This is a genomic window from Neobacillus bataviensis (assembly GCF_019969725.1).
In genome coordinates, this window is record NZ_JAHXYW010000015.1 from 100,096 (window position 1) to 120,315 (window position 20,220).

Annotated in this window: 26 protein-coding genes and 1 riboswitch; of the genes, 16 read left to right on the forward strand and 10 right to left on the reverse strand. The window is 36.8% G+C overall.

Translation table 11 applies throughout. The features are described 5' to 3' along the window. The first annotated feature begins 19 nt into the window (after positions 1 to 19). Positions 20 to 1,411, forward strand: a complete 1,392-nt coding sequence (gene asnS / locus LC455_RS26605; RefSeq protein WP_223595551.1) for an asparagine--tRNA ligase — start codon at positions 20 to 22, stop codon at positions 1,409 to 1,411. 57 nt (positions 1,412 to 1,468) lie between these two features. Here the strand turns inward: asnS and LC455_RS26610 are convergent, their stop codons facing one another. After that, positions 1,469 to 1,642, reverse strand: coding sequence for a hypothetical protein (locus LC455_RS26610; protein ID WP_223595552.1), 174 nt, complete (start codon positions 1,640 to 1,642; stop codon positions 1,469 to 1,471). A gap of 111 nt (positions 1,643 to 1,753) precedes the next feature. Here LC455_RS26610 and LC455_RS26615 point away from each other — a divergent pair, with 111 nt between their 5' ends. From LC455_RS26615 to LC455_RS26630, 4 genes are all read left to right on the forward strand, one after another. After that, on the forward strand, positions 1,754 to 1,978 hold the full coding sequence (locus LC455_RS26615; RefSeq protein ID WP_223595553.1) for a helix-turn-helix domain-containing protein: 225 nt from the start codon (positions 1,754 to 1,756) through the stop codon (positions 1,976 to 1,978). Between the two features lie 183 nt (positions 1,979 to 2,161). Continuing rightward, positions 2,162 to 2,533, forward strand: coding sequence for a DUF2089 domain-containing protein (locus LC455_RS26620; RefSeq protein ID WP_223595598.1), 372 nt, complete (start codon positions 2,162 to 2,164; stop codon positions 2,531 to 2,533). Then, positions 2,534 to 2,917, forward strand: coding sequence for an SHOCT-like domain-containing protein (locus tag LC455_RS26625; RefSeq protein WP_223595554.1), 384 nt, complete (start codon positions 2,534 to 2,536; stop codon positions 2,915 to 2,917). Positions 2,918 to 2,921: 4 nt separating this feature from the next. Beyond that, positions 2,922 to 3,191, forward strand: a complete 270-nt coding sequence (locus LC455_RS26630) for a hypothetical protein (protein ID WP_223595555.1) — start codon at positions 2,922 to 2,924, stop codon at positions 3,189 to 3,191. Between the two features lie 37 nt (positions 3,192 to 3,228). On the opposite strand, the gene LC455_RS26635 is transcribed toward LC455_RS26630, so the two are convergent. Beyond that, on the reverse strand, positions 3,229 to 4,704 hold the full coding sequence (locus LC455_RS26635; protein ID WP_223595557.1) for an amino acid permease: 1,476 nt from the start codon (positions 4,702 to 4,704) through the stop codon (positions 3,229 to 3,231). Between the two features lie 101 nt (positions 4,705 to 4,805). Further along, a riboswitch (Lysine riboswitch) is annotated at positions 4,806 to 4,995 on the reverse strand. Positions 4,996 to 5,306: 311 nt separating this feature from the next. Between LC455_RS26635 and LC455_RS26640 the strand changes: the two genes are divergently transcribed. Together LC455_RS26640 and LC455_RS26645 are read left to right on the forward strand one after the other, a co-directional pair. Beyond that, a complete protein-coding gene (locus tag LC455_RS26640; protein ID WP_223595559.1) occupies positions 5,307 to 6,122 on the forward strand; it encodes a YitT family protein in 816 nt (271 codons plus the stop codon). A gap of 126 nt (positions 6,123 to 6,248) precedes the next feature. After that, the gene (locus LC455_RS26645) at positions 6,249 to 6,884 is read left to right on the forward strand and encodes a nitroreductase family protein (protein WP_223595561.1); all 636 of its coding nucleotides are present in this window, start codon (positions 6,249 to 6,251) and stop codon (positions 6,882 to 6,884) included. 38 nt (positions 6,885 to 6,922) lie between these two features. Here LC455_RS26645 and LC455_RS26650 read toward each other — a convergent pair whose 3' ends face one another. Next, on the reverse strand, positions 6,923 to 7,537 hold the full coding sequence (locus tag LC455_RS26650; protein ID WP_223595563.1) for a PH domain-containing protein: 615 nt from the start codon (positions 7,535 to 7,537) through the stop codon (positions 6,923 to 6,925). A 174-nt stretch (positions 7,538 to 7,711) separates the two neighbouring features. On the opposite strand from LC455_RS26650, the gene LC455_RS26655 reads away from it, so the two are divergent. Then, the gene (locus LC455_RS26655; RefSeq protein ID WP_223595565.1) at positions 7,712 to 8,698 is read left to right on the forward strand and encodes a DMT family transporter; all 987 of its coding nucleotides are present in this window, start codon (positions 7,712 to 7,714) and stop codon (positions 8,696 to 8,698) included. A 48-nt stretch (positions 8,699 to 8,746) separates the two neighbouring features. On the opposite strand, the gene LC455_RS26660 is transcribed toward LC455_RS26655, so the two are convergent. From LC455_RS26660 to LC455_RS26670, 3 genes are all read right to left on the reverse strand, one after another. Further along, complete coding sequence (locus LC455_RS26660) at positions 8,747 to 9,607, reverse strand: DUF421 domain-containing protein (protein WP_223595567.1); 861 nt, start codon at positions 9,605 to 9,607, stop codon at positions 8,747 to 8,749. Positions 9,608 to 9,625: 18 nt separating this feature from the next. After that, positions 9,626 to 9,832, reverse strand: coding sequence for a DUF1657 domain-containing protein (locus LC455_RS26665; RefSeq protein WP_223595569.1), 207 nt, complete (start codon positions 9,830 to 9,832; stop codon positions 9,626 to 9,628). 80 nt (positions 9,833 to 9,912) lie between these two features. Beyond that, complete coding sequence (locus LC455_RS26670; protein ID WP_223595571.1) at positions 9,913 to 10,116, reverse strand: DUF1657 domain-containing protein; 204 nt, start codon at positions 10,114 to 10,116, stop codon at positions 9,913 to 9,915. A 175-nt stretch (positions 10,117 to 10,291) separates the two neighbouring features. On the opposite strand from LC455_RS26670, the gene LC455_RS26675 reads away from it, so the two are divergent. Next, positions 10,292 to 10,630, forward strand: coding sequence for a YmaF family protein (locus LC455_RS26675; protein WP_223595599.1), 339 nt, complete (start codon positions 10,292 to 10,294; stop codon positions 10,628 to 10,630). Positions 10,631 to 10,767: 137 nt separating this feature from the next. Beyond that, positions 10,768 to 11,373, forward strand: coding sequence for a hypothetical protein (locus LC455_RS26680; RefSeq protein WP_223595573.1), 606 nt, complete (start codon positions 10,768 to 10,770; stop codon positions 11,371 to 11,373). Positions 11,374 to 11,413: 40 nt separating this feature from the next. Here the strand turns inward: LC455_RS26680 and LC455_RS26685 are convergent, their stop codons facing one another. Next, complete coding sequence (locus tag LC455_RS26685) at positions 11,414 to 12,667, reverse strand: erythromycin esterase family protein (RefSeq protein WP_223595575.1); 1,254 nt, start codon at positions 12,665 to 12,667, stop codon at positions 11,414 to 11,416. Between the two features lie 96 nt (positions 12,668 to 12,763). Continuing rightward, complete coding sequence (locus tag LC455_RS26690) at positions 12,764 to 13,546, reverse strand: GNAT family N-acetyltransferase (protein WP_223595577.1); 783 nt, start codon at positions 13,544 to 13,546, stop codon at positions 12,764 to 12,766. A 151-nt stretch (positions 13,547 to 13,697) separates the two neighbouring features. Between LC455_RS26690 and LC455_RS26695 the strand changes: the two genes are divergently transcribed. From LC455_RS26695 to LC455_RS26710, 4 genes are all read left to right on the forward strand, one after another. Further along, the gene (locus LC455_RS26695) at positions 13,698 to 14,357 is read left to right on the forward strand and encodes an HlyD family secretion protein (RefSeq protein WP_223595579.1); all 660 of its coding nucleotides are present in this window, start codon (positions 13,698 to 13,700) and stop codon (positions 14,355 to 14,357) included. An 8-nt stretch (positions 14,358 to 14,365) separates the two neighbouring features. Then, the gene (locus LC455_RS26700) at positions 14,366 to 16,153 is read left to right on the forward strand and encodes a DHA2 family efflux MFS transporter permease subunit (RefSeq protein WP_223595581.1); all 1,788 of its coding nucleotides are present in this window, start codon (positions 14,366 to 14,368) and stop codon (positions 16,151 to 16,153) included. A 114-nt stretch (positions 16,154 to 16,267) separates the two neighbouring features. Beyond that, positions 16,268 to 16,426: a hypothetical protein gene (locus LC455_RS26705; protein ID WP_223595600.1), complete on the forward strand. Its 159-nt coding sequence runs from the start codon at positions 16,268 to 16,270 to the stop codon at positions 16,424 to 16,426. A 389-nt stretch (positions 16,427 to 16,815) separates the two neighbouring features. Continuing rightward, positions 16,816 to 17,685 carry a YitT family protein gene (locus LC455_RS26710; RefSeq protein WP_440446431.1) on the forward strand — a complete coding sequence of 290 codons (870 nt, stop codon included), beginning with the start codon at positions 16,816 to 16,818 and terminating at the stop codon, positions 17,683 to 17,685. Positions 17,686 to 17,853: 168 nt separating this feature from the next. Here the strand turns inward: LC455_RS26710 and LC455_RS26715 are convergent, their stop codons facing one another. After that, positions 17,854 to 18,105, reverse strand: a complete 252-nt coding sequence (locus LC455_RS26715; protein WP_223595585.1) for a sigma-G-dependent sporulation-specific acid-soluble spore protein CsgA — start codon at positions 18,103 to 18,105, stop codon at positions 17,854 to 17,856. An 83-nt stretch (positions 18,106 to 18,188) separates the two neighbouring features. Next, positions 18,189 to 18,902, reverse strand: coding sequence for a class I SAM-dependent methyltransferase (locus tag LC455_RS26720; protein ID WP_223595587.1), 714 nt, complete (start codon positions 18,900 to 18,902; stop codon positions 18,189 to 18,191). A gap of 248 nt (positions 18,903 to 19,150) precedes the next feature. Between LC455_RS26720 and LC455_RS26725 the strand changes: the two genes are divergently transcribed. Together LC455_RS26725 and LC455_RS26730 are read left to right on the forward strand one after the other, a co-directional pair. Beyond that, complete coding sequence (locus tag LC455_RS26725) at positions 19,151 to 19,702, forward strand: YkoP family protein (RefSeq protein WP_223595589.1); 552 nt, start codon at positions 19,151 to 19,153, stop codon at positions 19,700 to 19,702. Between the two features lie 105 nt (positions 19,703 to 19,807). Then, entirely contained in the window at positions 19,808 to 20,077 is a 270-nt protein-coding gene (locus LC455_RS26730) for a hypothetical protein (RefSeq protein ID WP_223595590.1), read from the forward strand. The last annotated feature ends 143 nt before the right edge of the window (positions 20,078 to 20,220 follow it).

Sequence of the window (20,220 nt, forward strand, 5' to 3'; positions counted from 1 at the left end):
TACATAGGAGGATTTACTTATGAAACAAGCCTTGATCAAGGATTTGTACCGAAATACAGAAACTTATGTGGATCAGAAAGTTCAATTATCCGGCTGGATTAGAACGATCCGTGATTCCAAAACCTTTGGTTTCATTGAATTAAATGATGGCAGCTTCTTTAAAGGTGTGCAAATCGTTTTCGATGATCAATTAGAGAACTTTAAAGAAATTGCCAAGCTGCCAATTAGCTCTACGATTAAAGTGGAAGGAGATTTCATCCACACTCCTCAAGCTAAGCAGCCTTTTGAAATTAAAGCAACAAACATTGCCGTTGAGGGAATCTCTAATGTGGATTATCCTTTACAGAAGAAAAAGCATACCTTTGAATACTTACGGACGATCGCTCACTTAAGACCAAGAACAAATACATTCTCTGCAGTCTTCCGTGTGCGTTCATTAGCATCTTATGCAATTCATAAATTTTTTCAAGATAAAGGGTTCGTTTATGTTCACTCTCCGATCATCACTGGTAGTGATACTGAAGGGGCAGGGGAAATGTTCCGTGTAACCACACTTGATATGGACAACCTTCCAAAAAATGAAGAAGGAAAAACGGATCTAACAAAGGATTTCTTTAACAAAGAGACCAATCTAACGGTTAGCGGACAGCTTTCTGCTGAAGCCTTTGCTTTAGCCTTTCGCAATGTCTATACTTTTGGGCCAACTTTTAGAGCAGAAAACTCAAACACTGCAAGGCATGCTGCTGAATTCTGGATGATTGAGCCTGAACTCGCATTCGCTGAACTTCCGGATATTATGGACCTTGCAGAAGAGATGGTTAAATATGTGATTGGTTACGTATTGGAACAAGCTCCAGAGGAAATGAACTTCTTTAACAGCTTCATTGAAAAAGGTTTATTAGACCGTTTAAATAATGCTCACACTGCTGAATTTGGCCGGGTAACCTATACAGAAGCCATTGATTTATTAAAAGAATCCGAAGAAACGTTTGCATATCCAGTTGAATGGGGATTGGATCTGCAAACAGAACACGAACGCTATTTGTGTGAAAAGGTATTTAAGCGTCCTGTTTTTGTTACAGATTACCCAAAGGAAATTAAAGCTTTCTATATGCGTTTAAATGAAGACAATAAAACTGTTGCTGCGACTGATTTGCTTGTTCCAGGAATCGGGGAATTAATCGGAGGCAGCCAGCGTGAAGAGCGTGAAGAGATATTAGCCGGCAAAATTAATGATCTGGGTATGACCGAAGAAGATTATTGGTGGTACTTAGAACTAAGGAAATACGGCGGTACAAAGCATTCTGGCTACGGGCTTGGCTTTGAACGTTTAATTATGTATCTAACAGGAATGTCTAACATTAGAGACGTCATTCCATTCCCAAGAACAACTGGTAATGCAGAATTTTAAACTTTATTAACAAAAAGAAGACCAATTCACTGAATTGGTCTTCTTTTTAAAGTTGTCTTATATATTTTTCAATTCTTCCTCGAAATAAAATGTGCCAGGATGTTCTTTAACAATATAAGAAAATCTTTTCATATTTTTAACGTATTGCCATTTTAATATAGTAACAACCTCGCCAGTTTCTTTAATATTAACAGCTTGACCGTTATTAAAACGGTTATTTGTGTTTTTCAAAGTAACACCCCTTTTATGATCTATTTAATTATAACATACAATGAATGTAACCAACTCCCCTTTCTATTACCATCTTACTGTGTTATGCTTAACAAAAGTGAGGTGTCATTTTTGACCAATTATAAAGCAAAGAAAAGCAACCTCAAGGACTTATTAGCAAAAAACGGTATGGACTTGGATAGTTTGGAGCGGAATACGCAAATTCCGAAAAGTCAACTTAACGACTACATATCAAAGAAGGTAATGAACCTAAATACTGCGATGACCATTTCCAAAGAATTAAATTGCCAAATTGAGGATTTATATGTTTGGTCTTTAGAGGAAAAGTTAAGTTAATTGTTCCATTAAAAACAGACTCAATTGTGAAGTCTGTTTTTTTTATATCAATGTTTCAATATAATTAATATTTAATATAACATAATTAATTTTTTTATTATTTTTTATCAAAAAAATAAATTGATACCTTTAAAAAATTTTAAAATATTGTATGATGTGGTTAATAAAGGAAAGGAGATTATGATGGCGTATCCGCTCATAACAAATTGCCCGGTTTGCAGCAGACAATTAAAAATTACGAAGCTTCAGTGTACCCATTGCCAAACGACTGTTGAAAATGAATTTCAACTATCTAAATTTGCAGCTCTTGGGCAGGAACAGCTTCAGTTTATAGAAACATTTTTAAAATGCCGTGGAAATATTAAGGAAGTTGAAAAAGAACTTGGAATTTCCTACCCAACCGTACGTGGAAAATTAGACGATATTATTACTTCACTTGGTTACACCACAAATAAAAAGATGGAAATAGATAAGAAAAAAATTGTTTCGATGCTTGAAAAAGGCGAAATCACTGCTGAAGAGGCCATTCATTTATTAAAAGAGGGGGAACTATAAATGAAAGAAGAGATTTCAAGGGTGTTAACGATGGTTGAAGAAGGAAAGCTGAATAAAGAAAAAGCAACAGAATTAATTAATGTACTTCAAGGTAAGGAGCAATTCATTCCACTTGACAAAGATGCTTCGTATTTAAATAAAACATTAAAGATCCGCGTTTCTTCAGAAGAAGGAGATAACGTGAATGTAAACCTTCCGATTAAGTTAATTAAAGCTGTTTTAAAAGTTGGCACGAGTATTGCGGAGAAAATACCTGAGGCTGAGAAATATGTAAAGCATGTTAATGTAGATATGTTAATCGAAGCTATCGAAAATGAAGTAGACGGACAGATTGTCGATATCACTTCGGCAAAAGGTGAAAAAGTTTTCGTGGTCATTGAATAAATCTATGCTTAAAGTCCGAGTGAAATTAAAAGAAAAAAAGGTAACCATACCTGTTCCTTACCCGATCTTAAACCTCCTTTTAAGATTGATTACTTCAAAAAGAATAACAAGTTTAGTAAATAAAGCAATCGAAAATGATGGGAAAAAGTTTACGATTCCGCAAATAGATAGAAAAGACGTAAAGCCACTAATAAAGGCCTTAATAGAGCAAAGGGGATTAACGTTGGTGGAAACTAAATTAAAAGATGGAACTGAAGTAACCGTTCAGTTATGAATAATAAAGAGCACGCTCGAATGCGTGCCCTTTAACATTAATTATTTAAATCACATTTATCTAAAGGAATAACCTTAGTTTTCTTCATAACTTTATATCCAAGCCAAAGGATTAAGAATAACGGCAATCCGATATAGGAAACCATAACACCGTTCCAATCAATATGATCCCCCATAAATGCGGAATAGTTTTGTCCTAGGACAACGAAACCACAAACTGCAAAGGCAAAGATTGGTCCAAATGGGAAGAGCTTTGATTTATATGGTAATAAGTTTAAATCTCTACCCTGAGCAACATAGGCTCTACGGAAGCGATAATGACAAATTGCAATTCCAAGCCAGGCGATAAAGCCAGACATACCAGAAGCATTTAACAACCAAACGTATACAGTTCCATCACCAAAGAAAGAAGCAAGAAATGCAAGTGTACCCACTAGTGTTGTTACGATTAATGCATTTACTGGAACACCATTTTTATTTAATTTACCAAGAAATTTTGGTGCTTTTCCTTCACGTGCCATATCCCAAAGCATACGAGTCGAAGCATACATGCCTGAATTTCCTGCAGATAGTACAGCTGTTAAGATAACCGCGTTCATAACTGAAGCAGCAAAAGCAATGCCTGCTTTTTGGAAAACAAGTGTGAAAGGACTGACTGTAACATCACCATTCGCTAAGTCGCCATTAGTATAAGGAATTAAAAGGCCGATAACTAAAATAGCTAAAACATAAAATAAAAGAATACGCCAGAATACTTGTTTAACTGCACGCGGAATGGCTTTTGTTGGATTATCTGTTTCCCCAGCTGCAACCCCAAGGAGTTCTGTACCTTGGAATGAGAATCCAGCTGCCATAAAGATACCTAGCATCGCCATAAAACCGCCGTGGAAAGGTGCATCGCCGACAGTGAAGTTTTTGAACCCAACAGCTTCGTCTCCCATAATGCCAAAAATCATTAACGTGCCAGTAACGATAAAGATAATTACCGTAACCACTTTCACTAAGGAGAACCAATATTCAGCTTCTCCGAATCCTTTTACAGAAAGGTAATTTAATAAAAACATAACGACTAAGAAGATTCCGCTCCAAATAATAGAAGGAGTGTGCGGAAACCAGAATTTCATGATCATTGTAACGGCTGCTAATTCTGCCGCAATGGTAATGGCCCAGTTATACCAGTAATTCCAGCCAAGTGCAAAACCTAGTGAAGGGTCGACGAATTTTGTGGCATAGGTGCTAAAGCTTCCAGCAACCGGCATGTACGCACCCATTTCAGCTAAGCTTTGCATTAAAAAGTACACCATTACGCCAATAACGAGATAAGAAAGGATGGCGCCTCCAGGACCGGCAGAATGAATAGCTCCGCCGCTTGCCAGGAATAGCCCTGTACCAATTGTACCTCCAAGTGAAATCATCGTCAGGTGTCTCGATTTTAAGCTCCGTTTTAATCCATCTTTGTTAGAAGGTTTAACATCTATGCTTACATCTTCTTTTAATACCCGTGCAGTTTGCATAATTATAACTCCCTTTAAATTAGTTTATGGAAGGAGTTTGGAATAAAAAATACCATCGAGATAGACATCGATGGCATTTATAATACCCCGCATCATACCTTCCGAAAGATAGCTCAACACGAACAGCTGGTAGGGCCATTCGTGACAGTTCTGTTCCTATTTGGAGACAGCCCCAGCATGCTTATTCAGAGAAGAAAGCAAACTTCGGCAGTTTTTCCTTTCAAACGGAGTCAATAATGTCTCTGCATCTCGTCCGTGATACTAATAAAAACCGCGACCTCTACCTCATCGGCTTGATGAGGATTTATTTATGAAGTTTAATATATTACTAAAGTATAAATACTATTGAAAAATTGTCAATGATTCATCACAAAAAAATAATTTAATTAGCATGAAATAAAATTTCTTAATGAATAAATATTCATATAAAAGGAAAAACATAATTGGGTATGAATATTATATTATCCGATATCTCTCGCATATAGAGAATAAAAATAATTGTCAGATAATTTATTATTATTATAAAAAACTATTAAATTTACATAAGGAAAAATTATCGGTATTATTTCTAAATAAATGGAGAAGTATGGGAGGATTTCCTCGTGCGGATATTTGGACTAATAATTGGATCTCTTATTATTGTTATTGCTTTTAACCTTTTTTTAATTCCACATGAAGTGTTAAGCAGCGGATTAAGCGGAATTTCCATGATGTTTGGAATGATTACCCCCATTAATACAGGGTTGGCCAACTTTCTTTTAAATTTCCCGTTATTAATCATTGGATATAAAATGCTTGGGAAAAAATTTATCATGAATTCCATCTTCTCAGTATTAATTATTTCTTTAGGGCTTTATGTAATACCAGTATTCCCAATCGCAAAAGGTACGATCCTTTCCTCCATATTCGGTGGAGCTTTAACAGGCTTAGGTGTGGGAATCGTGTTCCGCTGTTCAGGATCAACTGGAGGCTTTGATATTATAGGAATGATCGTTGCACGTAAAAAAGACTTTCCAATAGGTGTTTTACTTTCAGGCATGAATGCAGTCGTTATTTTAATAAGCGGCTTTTTGTTCACGTGGGATGCCGCTCTTAATACATTAGTTTCGATATTTGTTACGGGTAAAGTGGTGGATGCTATTTATACCGATCATGCAAAATTAACAATCATGATTATAACGGAAAAAGGCGAAGAGATGAGACAGCATTTACTGACTAACCTGTACCGGGGTTTAACCATAATGGATGGAGTAGGCGGCTATTCAAATGATAAACGTAATGTAATGTTTACAGTTATTTCTCGTTACGAACTAAATGAAGTAAAAACGCTGATAACCGAAGTGGATCCAACTGCTTTCGTAAATATTACCGAAACAATTGAAGTCATGGGGCTGTTTCACAGGCGAAGTCCTTCATAAACTAATGCTTGCACTTATTCAAAGTGCAAGCATTTTACTTGTATCGAGGTAATGATTTCATGGTATCGTTATCGGGGGATAAACAAACGATAAGTAACAATTCCCATCCAAAAGGAGGAATCATCGATGGCAACTTCTGTAAGTACAAAAAGTTTGACTGAATTGATTAATGAACGTCATTCAGTAAGAAAATATGATGCAACCTATAAAATCCCTAAAGAAGTAATTAATGATATTCTAAAAGAAGCAACAAAAGCACCATCATCTAGTAATTTGCAGCCATGGCGCTTTATTGTGATCGAAGACCAAGAGGTTAAAAAAGAACTTAGAACAATTGCGAACAATCAAGAGCAGGTGGAAACAGCTTCCGCCGTGATTGCGGTCATTGGCGATAAAGAAATGTATAAAAGTGTAGAAAAAGTTTACCACAGTGCATTTGAAGCTGGATATTTGGATGAAGTAAGCATGAGCCGATTAATCGAAAACACCAACAAAACGTATCCTTTTGCTTCGGAAGAGATTCTGAAAAACATCGCTTCCTTTGATGCAGGACTAGTTTCCATGCAGTTAATGTTAATTGCTAAAGATAGAGGCTATGATACGGTGCCAATGGGAGGTTTTAGCAAGGAGCAATTTGCGAAAAAATTTGACCTCCCTGAACGCTTTTTCCCTGTTGTCCTAATCGCCATAGGGAAAGCCGCTGCACCGGCTCATCATACAACCAGATTGCCATTAGATGATGTTTTAATTGATTATATTTAAATAAAATAACCCCAAGCTTGGGGTTATTTTTAATATATTTAATTATTAATGTACTTTTCAAATACAGAGCCAAAGTCCTTCACGCAAAATTGCTTTTTGCTGTCTTCTAACCATTGGAATGCCGCTTGGTTAAGCATTTTAAACTGAACCACTAAATTGCTGTCAGGACTTGTTACACGGCCTAATGTAGTAGAGGCAACTTCAAGGCTTTGCTTTGCAAATTGAAAGGAAATGTCATTTTCATGTGTGATTTCAGATATTTTGATCAAAGCTTTATATAAGTCCTTTACTTCTTCAATATGTTTTTTATGAACATCAATGGAGAATGGCATAGAACCAATTTTGAATTTAATTTCCACGTCAAGATCGACGGTTCCGGCTGTTTCTAGCATGACATCAGAAATTTTATGGGTAGCATAGCTATATCGGTGCAGCATGCGCTTTTTACTTGTGGCACTTGTGCCGTCCAAATGGATAAGAGCATTGTTCGTAAAACAATATTCATCTGATTTTGATTTAATTAAGAAATAGATTTTTTCATTATCTTCATGCATCACATAATCATCGGCGTCCACTTTATCATAATTCTCCGGCTTAATAACCGCACCAACATCACTTAGTCCCAAAATATCAGCAGCAACTTTTCCGAACATGGTATCTACCTCACTTTATAATTTATCTTGACCACAAATATGTACGTGCGAAAAAGAAGAAAGTTTCAAATTTATCGGTGTAATTATTCTTTAAACAAATAATTCAGAAATCTGCTATACTAAAAAAAGTTGATCTATGTAAGAGAAAAAATTTTTTTGAAGGGGATATAGTCGATGCGGCCCATCATTTTAGGCATCCTTGCCGCTTTCTTTTTTGCGTTTACCTTTATATTAAACCGGTCGATGGATTTAGCCGGCGGGAGCTGGGTTTGGAGTGCATCCTTACGTTATTTCTTTATGGTTCCCTTTCTTTTCGTTATCGTAATCATGAGAAAAAATCTTAGGCAATTATTTGCTGAAATGAAAAAACGGCCAAGTTCATGGTTCTTATGGAGTTTTGTTGGATTTGGATTGTTCTATGCACCAATTTGTTTCTCAGCTGCTTACGCTCCCGGATGGTTAATTGCAGCCACCTGGCAAATCACCATTATCTCCGGTTCATTGTTAGCTCCGCTATTTAATGAAACCATTATGACAGATAAAGGACCAATCCAATTAAGAGGAAAAATTCCATTCAAGGGAATGGCCATGTCATTGATTATTTTATTGGGAATTATCTTAATGCAGCTGGAGCAAGCCAACCATCTTTCTGTTTTGGCGATTTCCTTAGGGGTGGTCCCGGTTGTGATTGCATCTTTTGCTTATCCTCTTGGCAACCGAAAAATGATGGATGTTTGTGGCGGCCGTTTAGATGTATTTCAACGTGTATTAGGGATGACATTGGCGAGTCTTCCACTATGGATTATTTTATCTCTATATGGTTTTCTTACAGAAGGACCTCCCAGTTCGGGACAAACGATACAATCAGGACTTGTTGCCATTTCTTCCGGTGTCATTGCCACCATTCTCTTTTTTCATGCTACCGATTTGGTAAGAGGAGATATGCAGAAATTAGCAGCGGTCGAAGCTACACAATCAATGGAAGTTTTATTTGCTTTAGTTGGGGAGTTGTTGCTGCTGAATTCTTTATTTCCATCAATGTTATCCTGGATTGGAATGATTTTAGTAATGGCTGGAATGGTGCTTCATAGCTATATTTCTCAAAAAAGTACGGCCGCTTCCCCGCCAATTACTAGCAAAGAGAATTCAGTTAGTTCCTAAAAATATTGAATCCTTATCAATCAAATGTTGATAAGGATTTTTCGTGTTCTATCCAATTAAAAATGGACTAAGCTTATCAATTTTTTCCTGTAGAAGAGCAGCATTTTTCTTGTACATTGCCTTTGATTGTTCACAATCCGTCTGATGCGAAAATATTTCTAAATCAGCCTGGGTCTTTTTCAGTGTTGCAAGTAATAGAGGTCTTTGTTGCGGCTCGGGAACCTGAATTTTATCATCATACAGATCCACGGTTAATTCACCGTAAGAATCAACTTGACCTATGAAAACATTTGCAAGTGAAACGTTTAGTTTTTCTAATTCTGTATAGAGCCAGGCTCTGCCTTTTCGAGCAATTCGCAATGGTTCATCGATGATATTTCCATCCATTATAACTGTTTGCGGTTCTTTTTCATTTGGTACTTTCATTTGTAAATCTTTAGGTGTAAGCGGACGGTTTTCCTTTTTTAACAAGGCGGTTAAATTGCCTCGGGGTTCCAGGACCGCAAATTCCACATCTGCAAGCCTAAAAATATCCTTTTGACGAAGCAGTGCTGAAAGCTCGTCAATCGTATATTTTTCTTTCTTTAAATTTTCTTCCAAAACTTTTCCATCTTTAATGACAACCGTACCTTTTCCTTCGACCATGTCCCGAAAACTTTTACTGTATAAGGAAATAAAGTCAACCAACCAGGTAACAAAGCCAAATACCACACACGCCAATATTCCATGATAAATATTGGCTTCAAGTCCGGTTACAACCTCCCCGGCAATACTGCCGATTGTAATACCGGCAATATATTCGAAAAAGGAAAGCTCAGAAATTTGTTTTTTTCCAAGAATTTTAGTTGTTAGAAATAAGAGCAAGATAAATATAAGCGAACGAACAATTATAAATATCCATCCTGGCACTATTTTTCACCCCAATGATTATGAGCCTTTATATTGCGGTTCCTGTCTTTCTAGTTCCAAAACACGGTATTGAAGGTCTTTTTTGATATCGGCCATCGTTAAGGAAGTTTCATGAAACACAGCTTGAGCTTCTTTATCTAAAGAATTTAAGGCAAGCGAAGACAGCTGCGCTTCAATTCCTTTTATGGTAATCAGACACTGCTTAACGTTTGAAGCCACGGTCACTAGAAAAACTTCCTTTCGTTTGTTTTTTAAAGCCTAAAAAATAAATGAAAAATGGGTTGGCTAAGCGCCAACCTAATTGATTATTGATTGTATTGTGGTTCTTCAGTTAAGATTTCTTGAAGACGAGGCTCAAGGCTATCAAGAACTTGTTGTGTTTGCTGGGCTGCTTGTTGATATAGTTGTTTTGCATTTTGGTTATCAGTTGCCAGAGCAAAGGTTTCGAAACTTGCTTGTGCACTTTTTAATCCAGCTAATGCTTGTTTTACCTGTGTTCCTACAGTCATAAGTTGATCCTTCTTTCGTAATATTGATTGAAATTACAAAAATAGTATGTGATTTATCTTGATGCTTATGTACCTTTTTTATATTTGGTTCACTGGAAATTTTTCCACCATTCCTAATTATTTTATTTAGGAAGTGTGCATATAGATGAAACATCATAATCGTGAGGTGATTGTAATGGCTAAAGTTGGAAAAGATGATTTTGTTCCAGGTTTTGTTCCGCACCATAATCATGGTTCTGTAGACTATACTGGTGTTAGTTCAGGGCATGTTCATCAATGCCTTGATGTAACCTCACCGCCAATACCAACACAGGATGGTGGACATATTCATTTTACTGAGGGTTATGTATTATTTGAGGATGGCCATACGCATCATTACAGGGCATATTCAGGACCGGCTATCCCAGTGGGAAATGGAATGCATGTTCATTACTATGATTTCCATACAACAGAAGAGAGCGGCCACAGTCATCATGTTAAAGGCGTAGATCAACCAGCACCTGGAACAAAATAGTATGGGGAAAAACCAGTTAATTTTTGACTGGTTTTTTAATTCAGATTTTTGTGAAACTTTATCTGAGGAGTCACGTCAAATTATTCAGATAATGGTAAAATAAATGGAATAAAATACATAAGGATGGTATTTTTTATATGTTGTTGCCGAAAAGGAAAGAGTCTACAGAGGATAATCAGGTAAAGCTTGTTGCCTATACAATTATTTTGTATATCAGCAGTTTATTTGTTCCATTTATTGTTGTGGCTTCCTATCAGAGTTTGGTCTATTACTCCCGAACCCAATGGTTTTTTACAACGCCTTTAACAGCCTATATCACTTTTGCGGCAGGAATGTTAATAATAGCGTTCGCTTTAACCGGTTATCTTATTTTTCGGCAGAAATCGAATGGCAGCGGAATAAAATGGGTCACTTGGATCTTAATTCTTGGAAGCATACCAGCGTTTGTAATGAGCTTAACCAATTATTATTTTTTTGATGAAAAAGGAATCCATTATAACTCCCTTACTAAAATTAGGGAAGAGGAATTTAAATGGGATAAAATTAAAAAAATTCATATCGTTTATCGAAACCACCAAGGAACCACGGGTATATTGGAATATCAATTTGAAAGCAGGAATGGCAGGGAAATTACCATACCATTTAATGATAAACTTTCAGAAAATAAGTGGCGGGTTGAAAACATGGTAAAGGAGAACAATATTCTGGTAACAGATAATTTTAAAAATCCCATCGTGGATTAGCATAAGAAAGGTCTTCCTTAAAAATGGAAGACCTTATTAATTATATTAAAATATGCTCTAAGACGAGGGGGCGCAAGGCTGTGGTTTTATCGATAAAAATAAATCCATCATACCTTTGACCCATGTTAGAGGGAACATAATTTCCAAAATGCTCATATTCAGGCCGGTATACTACACCTATCGCTCGATGACCAATGGTTGTGGAAAATTCTTCTTGGTTCTTATTATTAAAAATGAGGTATTTATTAAAGGCACCCGAATTGTGCATAAGATATTCCCAGCTTCCATACTGGGCTGGCGGAACTTCAGTGACCTGAAAATCCAGACCCCATTCAGTTGCCGAAATAACGGTGCCGTTAAAGGTTCCGAAGCCGATAATGAACACATCTTCCGGTTTGTTTTGTTCTCTAATTAATTGGCCGACATTTATCATTCCCTCATGCTTCATGTCGGTTGCCCTTGCATCGCCAACATGAGTATTATGCTCCCAAATAATCACTTTTGCGTCTTCGCCATAAAACTTCATTACCGAATCTAAGGCATCTACCATATGTTTGTCCCGAACATTCCACGACCTTACATCACTTGTTACCATCGTTCGGTAGTATTCTTCCGCATGTGCCGTAACTAAGGCATTCACTTCCATATTCAGACTGCTTTCCTCTTGGTCATCGAATCTCCATTTGTTTTTTCGAATTGATTCTAAAAGTTCTAATGATTCTTTCATACAATCGTCCGATAGAAACCCGGCCGAGACTGCATAAGTTTCATGATTCCGGTTAAAGGGTTCATAGCAGGAGAATGCTTTTTTCGCTTGGATTAGGCTAGGGGAATTGTTTTTTTCTAAATATCGGAGGATTTCGTCCATACTTTCCCAAAGACTATATACATCCAAACCATAAAATCCGACTTTTTGTGTTCGAGAATGCTCCAGGTTGTATTCTTTTAACCATTCGATTAGCGTAATGATTTCTTGATTAGCCCACATCCATGTTGGCCATCTATTAAAGGATTGAAGCACCTCTTTGACATCCATACCAGTTTGATCAATCCCCTTTATGTACCGGTTAACACTTTGGCAGGATGGCCAATCTCCTTCAACGGCAATAAAAGAAAAACCTTTTTCCTTAATCAATTGTTTTGAAATCTCGGCACGAACTGAATAAAACTCGGAAGTTCCATGAGAGGATTCACCGAGGAGCACGTACTTAGCATCACCAATAGCATCAATTAAAGGGGTAAGGTCTGTAATTGCGTCGAAAGGTTTTGCGTGTTTTTTTATGGATTCATACATTACATTATCGCATCCCTTCATAGTTCATGTTAGTAATTTTCCCTTATAATTTTCGGCTACTACATAAAAAAGAATCCTATATAAAGGATTCTTTCGTTAACGGTGCATCGTCCACATGCCAATATCTTTGAAGCCTAGTCTTTTATAGATCCGACCTGCCTCAGGATTATCATAAAAGAGGCAAAGAGTTTTTCCTTCTGATAAAACATCATTAAAAAGCTTTTGCATAATCCCAGTGGCAAGGCCCTGACGGCGATTTTCAATTCTTGTGCAAACACCGACAATCATTGCGGAGATGGAATTTTCAGCTGTTGTTGACACACATGAGGTCATAATGCCGTTTTCTTCGGTATAATAGGTCCTTGATGTATTGGACTCTATTGATTTTAGTAAGATTTCACGGGCATCACTTCGAATTTGAAATTCTTTAATCGTGCTGCGAAGGGAAATGATTCTGTCAACATCTTTTATACCAGCTGAGTGTATTTCTAAATCTGTCGTCCCCAAGTTTTCGGGTGAACGGCATTCAGCAAAGTATGTAACCTGTTTTGGTCCAAGTTCCAATTCTTTATAGGACTCGAATCTTTCTACAATATCTGATTTTCCAGATAGATAAAGAGGCTTCTTATACTCGTTCATGATTGAAGCAAAACCTCTAACGTTAAATTCCCCTTTAGCATACGGAATAAATGATTGATAAAAGCGGAGCAGGACGGCTTTGAACTCCCCTTGTGGATCAAATTCCCCCCAAATTTCCTGAAAATCAGAATGATATCCAAATACCTCTAAATCCCCAATAATAAATAAATTTATCGAAGGTTCCTCACGTAAAAAGGAGAGGACCTGTTTGTGATCATTTTCTGATAGTTTTCTAATCATATTAATCTCCCCCTTGGTTCTATTAGATTAATCAAATAATACAAAAAATTCAACCATTTAAAACTGAAAAGTTTGTTGCTTCTATAGTAAAACCTAATGAGTCTACACAAACTACTATTTATTAAAACCTAATAGAGGAGGAGTAAAGCATATGAAGACAGGTCGATTAATTTTATTAAATATCATCATTTTAATTATCCTAGTAGGCGGAGGATTTGCTGCATATTCCTACTACAACAATACTGTAAACTATATATCTACAGATAATGCTCAAATTGCCGGTCAGCAAGTTACTATTTCCGCTCCGGCCAGTGGGAAATTAACTAAGTGGGATGCAAAGGTTGGAGATCACTTTGCCAAAGATGAGCAAATTGGTTCCGTAATTACTACAGGTACTGGAGCTGGAACAGCACCTGCGGAAATAAAGATTACCCTTCCAAGTGATGGAACGGTAGTCCAAACAAGTGCTTTCAAAGATTCATTTGTGGCGGCAGGAATGCCTTTAGCTCAAATGTTTGACCTTGAAAATTTATGGGTGACGGCCAATATCGAGGAAACCAGTATTGATGAAATGGCTGTTGATCAGGAAGTTGATATTTATGTAGATGCCTTTCCAAACACGACATTAAAGGGAAGAGTGGAGAATATCGGATTAGCTACATCTGGGACATTTTCATTATTACCTAATACAAATGCAGCCGGTAATTATACCAAAGTGACACAAGTCATCCCTGTTAAGATAGCCGTTGAGGATTATAAGGGTCTCCAATTAGTCCCAGGTATGAATGTAACCGTGAGAGTCCATAAGTAGGTGAAAATATGTCGATTTATATTTCTGTATATATCATTTTATGCATTTTGCTTTTATTCGTATTGAATTATTTATTTTTGAAAAAAAAGAAGAAGAATGCTAAAAGAGAAAGTGCCATTTATTCTAAGGTTTCTGAGGCAGACAATGAGGATTTACACTTGCAAGTGGAAGACCTATTAAAGGAATCTGCTATTCCTGAACCTGCCTTAGAATATGTCGAAGCAAATGTAATACCAAAGCGAAAAGCAGCTGGCAGATCAAGAATGCAAGATGCCAAAGATGATAGTGGAAAAGGTAAAATTCTGGCAGCATTAATGCTAGGAGCATTTGTTGCGATTTTAAATCAGACGCTATTGAATGTAGCAATCCCGCATATTATGACAGACTTAAATGTTTCAGCTACAACGGTTCAATGGCTTTCTACAGGATATATGCTTGTAAATGGGATATTTATCCCCGTTACTGCTTATTTAATTGAAAAGTTTGGTACAAGGAAATTGTTTATTACTTCTGTTTTTCTGTTTACATTTGGTTCTATAATTTGTTCGTTTTCGGCAAATTTCAGTATGCTGATGGTTGGAAGGGTTGTTCAGGCTTCAGGAGCAGGGATTATTATGCCGCTATTAATGACCGTCTTTTTCTCTTTATACCCACCAGAGAAACGAGGAAAAGCAATGGGGATTATGGGAGTGGTTATGCTGTTTGCACCAGCCATTGGTCCTACTTTGTCAGGTTGGATTGTAGAACATTATTCTTGGAGACTTTTATTTGATGTGGTAATTCCAATTGGCATTCTCGATTTAATTTTGAGTGTCTTTTGGATGAGAGATGTTACTGAGGTGACCAACCCGAAATTTGATTTCCCAGGTTTGTTATTTTCAACCTTGGGTTTTGGCTTCCTTTTATATGGCTTCAGCGAAGCTGGAAGCCATGGATGGTCAAGTGGTACAGTTGTGATTTCCTTAATAATAGGGGTAATCACCTTAATTGCCTTTGTTTGGAGAGAGCTGACCACGAAAAATCCGATGCTCGATTTACGTGTCTTTAAGTACGATATTTTCGCCTTAACCACTATTATTAGTATGATTATTAACATGGCAATGTTCGGGGCGATGATTTTGCTTCCGATTTATTTGCAAAACATTCGCGGGTTTACTGCTTTTGATTCTGGTCTATTGTTATTGCCTGGAGCAATTGTTATGGGTATCATGTCTCCGATTGCAGGAGCACTATTTGATAAAATGGGTGCAAGGTGGTTAGCCGTGATTGGTTTAACCATTACAGTGATCACAACTTGGCTCTTTACCCAATTGAGTATGACTACTAGTTTTAGTCATATTTTATTACTTTACGTGTTAAGAATGTTCGGGATGTCTTTTTTAATGATGACAGTTATGACGGAAGGGCTAAATCAATTACCGCGCCATCTTGGTGCCCATGGGACAGCGGCTTCGAATACAGCAAGGCAGGTTGCCGGCAGCATTGGTACGGCCTTTTTAGTAACGGTGATGACAACAAGACAGAGTGTACACATGGGAGAATATTCGAATCTTATTACAAGTGTCAATCCTTTTATAGCAAGTAAGACAGCTCAAATTGGACAGGGCATCGCCGCATTGACTCATTTGCCGGCAGCAGCAGGCAGCCAGATAGGGACGTTTTTGATCTATGGCCAAACGATGAAGCAAGCCACAATCGATGGTATTAATGATTCGTTTATCGTGGCAACAGGAATCGCTATGGTTGCATTAATTCTCGCTTTCTTTATCAAACGGGCTCGATTAAAAGAACATTAATGACTAAAACAAAGCAGCAGGAGGAATCGATGCTGCTTCTTTTTTTATCCAGTTTTTTAAAGTATATTTCTGGGCATTTATTGAAAAAATATTTTCGGAAGGGGGGGCTATGAATTGACAAAAAGAAGAGATTTAAACCAAAATATGCCACAAATTGCACCTGGAATGGATGATCAGGAAGAATTAGAGCAAAGTGCAACCGAAGAAGAAGTGGAAAAAGGTGAGTTTACGAGTGTTACAACACTTTCTTTTGACGAGGTTGACCCAAGTTAATATGAAATTTCATGCTGCCTGTAAAAGGCAGTCCTTTTTTTATTGGCTGTGTTATAGGCGATTGTTGATTTTAACACTGTTGATTGGAGCGGAAGGCGCGAAGACTCCTCGAAAATGCTATCGCTTCCTTCGTGTGTGGGCGGATTTGAGGATGTAATTCAATGTCCCTGCGGGGTCTCCCCGGACCGCCCGCGAAAGCGAAGCACCTGGAGCTCAAATCAACAACATAGTTTAACATAGCCTTTTATTAGATGTGGCAGGAATAAAAGCATATTATTATAATTAAGTACAATAATTCGTTATACTATATATAGAACATCTAATTTGAAAGGGGCAAGATAATGACAGGAACACAAGAATTAAATGTTATTGCACAGCAGACCGCCATTATGGAAAAAATACAACACCGAAGATTGACAAAGAAAAAGCTTTTTCAGCGAGTTTTGTTAATCACTATTGGTGCTATATTAATGGCTGTCGGCCTTGAAATTTTCCTCGTACCAAACAACGTTATTGATGGCGGTATTACCGGCATCTCCATCATGCTATCGTACCTTACTGGCTGGAAAATCGGTATTTTCCTTTTTATTCTAAATATTCCTTTTTTCTTTATTGGTTATAAACAAATCGGAAAAACCTTCGCTTTATCCACACTTTATGGAATCATCGTTCTTTCCATTGCAACCACATTGCTCCATCCAGTCCCAGCATTTACGCAAGATATTACCTTGGCAACTGTTTTTGGAGGTGTTGTCCTTGGTATTGGCGTAGGTATTGTAATTCGGTACGGAGGTTCCTTAGATGGTACCGAGATACTGGCAATTTTATTTAATAATAAACTGCCATTCTCTGTTGGAGAAATTATTATGTTCTTCAATCTTTTTATCCTTGGAAGTGCTGGATTTGTTTTCTCATGGGACCGTGCTATGTATTCACTAATTGCCTATTTTGTTGCTTACAAAACGATTGATATTACGATTACAGGTCTGGATGAATCCAAATCAGTGTGGATCATCAGTGATAATGCCAAGGAAATCGGCGATGCAATATTAAGTCGACTTGGCCGTGGTGTTACTTACATCAATGGGGAAGGTGCCTATTCTGGAGATGATAAGAAGGTTATCTTTTGCGTTATCAACCGTCTTGAAGAGGCAAAATTGAAGGAAATCGTTACCGAAAATGACCACACTGCCTTTTTAGCTGTAGCAGATATTGCTGAAGTCAGAGGCGGTAGGTTTAAGAAAAGAGATATACATTAAAAATAGTATATTATTGTGATTTTCTGATATTTAATGTCGTATTATGATGAATAAGGTAGGGTTAAACAATCAAGATTTGTCGTACTATGCGCTTACCTCGGAAATAAATAGGCGAAAAATGAAATATTTCCTAAAAAGATGGCAAAATTTATGCCATCTTTTTACGTATCATAGTAATAGTTCATACACTTCATTTAATTGATAGGCCCTTTTTTCGTCCAGTTCTTCTTTTGCATAGTTAATTTCTTTAGGAAGAATGGCATTTAAAAAATTAATTTCTTTTTGGTTTAAATCCCTTACAAATGCCCCTTCCGATGAATAATGACCTTCCGAAAGCTTATGATATAATTGTTTACCCTCAGAGTGTTGGTCAGTATAATTTGATAATATTTCCCTAAGGTACCCTAATGTTTTATCCACGTGTGTCACCCATCCTTTCAATAGCTTATTTTTCGTCGAGAATTTTTTAAATATACACTAGAATATGAAAGGATGAAGACCTGTTAATTTTTGGAGCAGGTAATAATCCGATAACTTAAAATATCCTGGTATTTAAGTACAATATGACCATGCTGGTTTAGAATATCAAATAATTCTGGTTCGAAGTTTTTGGAGAAATTAAATTCTGCTCCTTGGTTGCCAATAATCGGACTAAATTTTTTTAGTTTTAATTTTATTTTTTTAAAACCAGTACTTTCTAAAAGTCTTTTCCAGTCTTCCTCAAGCAATATTGAATCCAAAGCATAAAAATTTTTAATTTCCAATTCGTCTTGCGGGGATAGTTTCTGGTTGATCGTCATTTCATTTGCAATGAGTCTTCCACCCTTTTTTAACACCCTATAAAATTCTTTAAGAGCAGCAGGTTTATCAACAAAAGCTAAAACCGATTCACAAATGATAAAATCGAAGGTTTGATCCTCAAAGGGAATTCTTTCTATAGAGCCTTGAATTACTTGAATAGGGAGCTGCAAGGTTTGAAACCGATTTTTTGCTTTTTCAATCATAATCGGATTGATCTCCAATCCAAATACCTTTGCCTTATACTGCTGAAATATATAAGCCGCAGTCTGACCCGTGCCGCAGCCAGCATCCAAAATGATCGAATCCTTAGTAATCCTTTCGTTTGAAAGGAGGTGTTTTGTTAAGTGGATTCCACCAGGATGGGCTCCGCCAACGCCAAACTTGGCCAAGAAATCAAAATATGTTAGGCCTCCCATAGACACCACCCAGTTGTTTTCTTTTATGCATAGTATGTAAAAAGGGGGAAAGAGGTTCATTTTAATCGAATAAAGCAATGACTTAACGATAAAAATATTATGTAAACTTAAATTGCTTATATTTTGAAGAATTCCTGTTTACCACGGAATTAAGCATTTTCAAATTTCTATCACATATCCTTATATTACCATATTAAAAACCAATATTCATCGTCACCCTATGGATAAGTTGGAATGGAGTGTAAGTTATGTATATCCGTCTTATAATCATCTGGATTTGGAAGCTTTTAGATCCACTATTTTATCAATTTTCCCGATTACACTACATAAATGATCAATCAGTATTCCGGGTTCGCGTAACAAAATACAAAGGGGAAAAATTCGTTCTATCTGATGGTACAATCATTACCAAAAATGATTTCCTTTTAAAAATTCATTTACATAATGTTCAATTACTGAGTGAGTTTTTAAAAATAAAAAATGAACTTTCCAGAGCAAGAAAAATCTATACGAGGGTATTAAAATCTATGCCATTGCTGGCAAGTTATTTAATGGAGCATCCTGAGGAAGAGAAGATAAAAGGTATTATTGGAATTACGACAATAAATAAGGGGGTAAAATCGTTAGGCTTTGAATGTTTTTCACCCTCAAGTAGATGGTATCGGTTCTTAAAAAAGTTAGGCCAGCTCCCAATCATGTTACTTACAAATTCGTCGTCAAAATCTAATACACTTACCTATTTATTTTTATCTAAGGACATTCTATATGAAAAATACGGAAAAAAGCCTGCCAGTCATTAACAAAATAGGCTCTGTTTGCCCTTCATATTCAAATCAAAATTGCACAAATTAAGCAAATGGAAGGGATTTAATCTCTTCTATAACATGCTGAAGGAGTGCTGATAAATGAAAAGCTTAAGAAGACAGCCTTTTTTCAATTTGTTTATGCCTAAACGGAAGAGCAGGGGGGCCATGTGGGCATCTCTCGTAGGCATAGGCTTGAGTGCTGCAGTACTTGGAGTAACAAAAGGAAAGCGTAAAGATATGGCACTTCCTATCCAAAATGCTGTAAAAAATATGGTGCCAAAGTTTAACAACATAAACACAATGAATACTGCTGCCTTAACGGAGTTCTCTGAAGAATTGTTAGAAAGTGCATTAAATAATAAACGTTAAGTAAAAAGTCCGCATTTGATATTATCCCCTTTAAGTAGACAGTGTAAAAAAGCCCGCTAATTTGGCGGGAATGATACACTACTACTTGGAGGGGATTTTTTATGGCTAAAAAGGGGACAAAATTTCAATCCTATACAGAGGAA

Coding starts and splice junctions, on each gene's coding strand:
- LC455_RS26655 (WP_223595565.1), top strand. CDS start 7,712: ATGCGGCCCATCATTTTAGGCATCCTTGCCGCTTTCTTTTTTGCGTTT.
- asnS (WP_223595551.1), top strand. CDS start 20: ATGAAACAAGCCTTGATCAAGGATTTGTACCGAAATACAGAAACTTAT.
- LC455_RS26690 (WP_223595577.1), bottom strand. CDS start 13,546: ATGATTAGAAAACTATCAGAAAATGATCACAAACAGGTCCTCTCCTTT.
- LC455_RS26695 (WP_223595579.1), top strand. CDS start 13,698: ATGAAGACAGGTCGATTAATTTTATTAAATATCATCATTTTAATTATC.
- LC455_RS26630 (WP_223595555.1), top strand. CDS start 2,922: ATGCTTAAAGTCCGAGTGAAATTAAAAGAAAAAAAGGTAACCATACCT.
- LC455_RS26730 (WP_223595590.1), top strand. CDS start 19,808: ATGAAAAGCTTAAGAAGACAGCCTTTTTTCAATTTGTTTATGCCTAAA.
- LC455_RS26670 (WP_223595571.1), bottom strand. CDS start 10,116: ATGACTGTAGGAACACAGGTAAAACAAGCATTAGCTGGATTAAAAAGT.
- LC455_RS26645 (WP_223595561.1), top strand. CDS start 6,249: ATGGCAACTTCTGTAAGTACAAAAAGTTTGACTGAATTGATTAATGAA.
- LC455_RS26700 (WP_223595581.1), top strand. CDS start 14,366: ATGTCGATTTATATTTCTGTATATATCATTTTATGCATTTTGCTTTTA.
- LC455_RS26710 (WP_440446431.1), top strand. CDS start 16,816: ATGGAAAAAATACAACACCGAAGATTGACAAAGAAAAAGCTTTTTCAG.
- LC455_RS26685 (WP_223595575.1), bottom strand. CDS start 12,667: ATGTATGAATCCATAAAAAAACACGCAAAACCTTTCGACGCAATTACA.
- LC455_RS26680 (WP_223595573.1), top strand. CDS start 10,768: ATGTTGTTGCCGAAAAGGAAAGAGTCTACAGAGGATAATCAGGTAAAG.
- LC455_RS26620 (WP_223595598.1), top strand. CDS start 2,162: ATGGCGTATCCGCTCATAACAAATTGCCCGGTTTGCAGCAGACAATTA.
- LC455_RS26725 (WP_223595589.1), top strand. CDS start 19,151: ATGTATATCCGTCTTATAATCATCTGGATTTGGAAGCTTTTAGATCCA.
- LC455_RS26650 (WP_223595563.1), bottom strand. CDS start 7,537: ATGTTCGGAAAAGTTGCTGCTGATATTTTGGGACTAAGTGATGTTGGT.
- LC455_RS26675 (WP_223595599.1), top strand. CDS start 10,292: ATGGCTAAAGTTGGAAAAGATGATTTTGTTCCAGGTTTTGTTCCGCAC.
- LC455_RS26635 (WP_223595557.1), bottom strand. CDS start 4,704: ATGCAAACTGCACGGGTATTAAAAGAAGATGTAAGCATAGATGTTAAA.
- LC455_RS26720 (WP_223595587.1), bottom strand. CDS start 18,902: ATGGGAGGCCTAACATATTTTGATTTCTTGGCCAAGTTTGGCGTTGGC.
- LC455_RS26625 (WP_223595554.1), top strand. CDS start 2,534: ATGAAAGAAGAGATTTCAAGGGTGTTAACGATGGTTGAAGAAGGAAAG.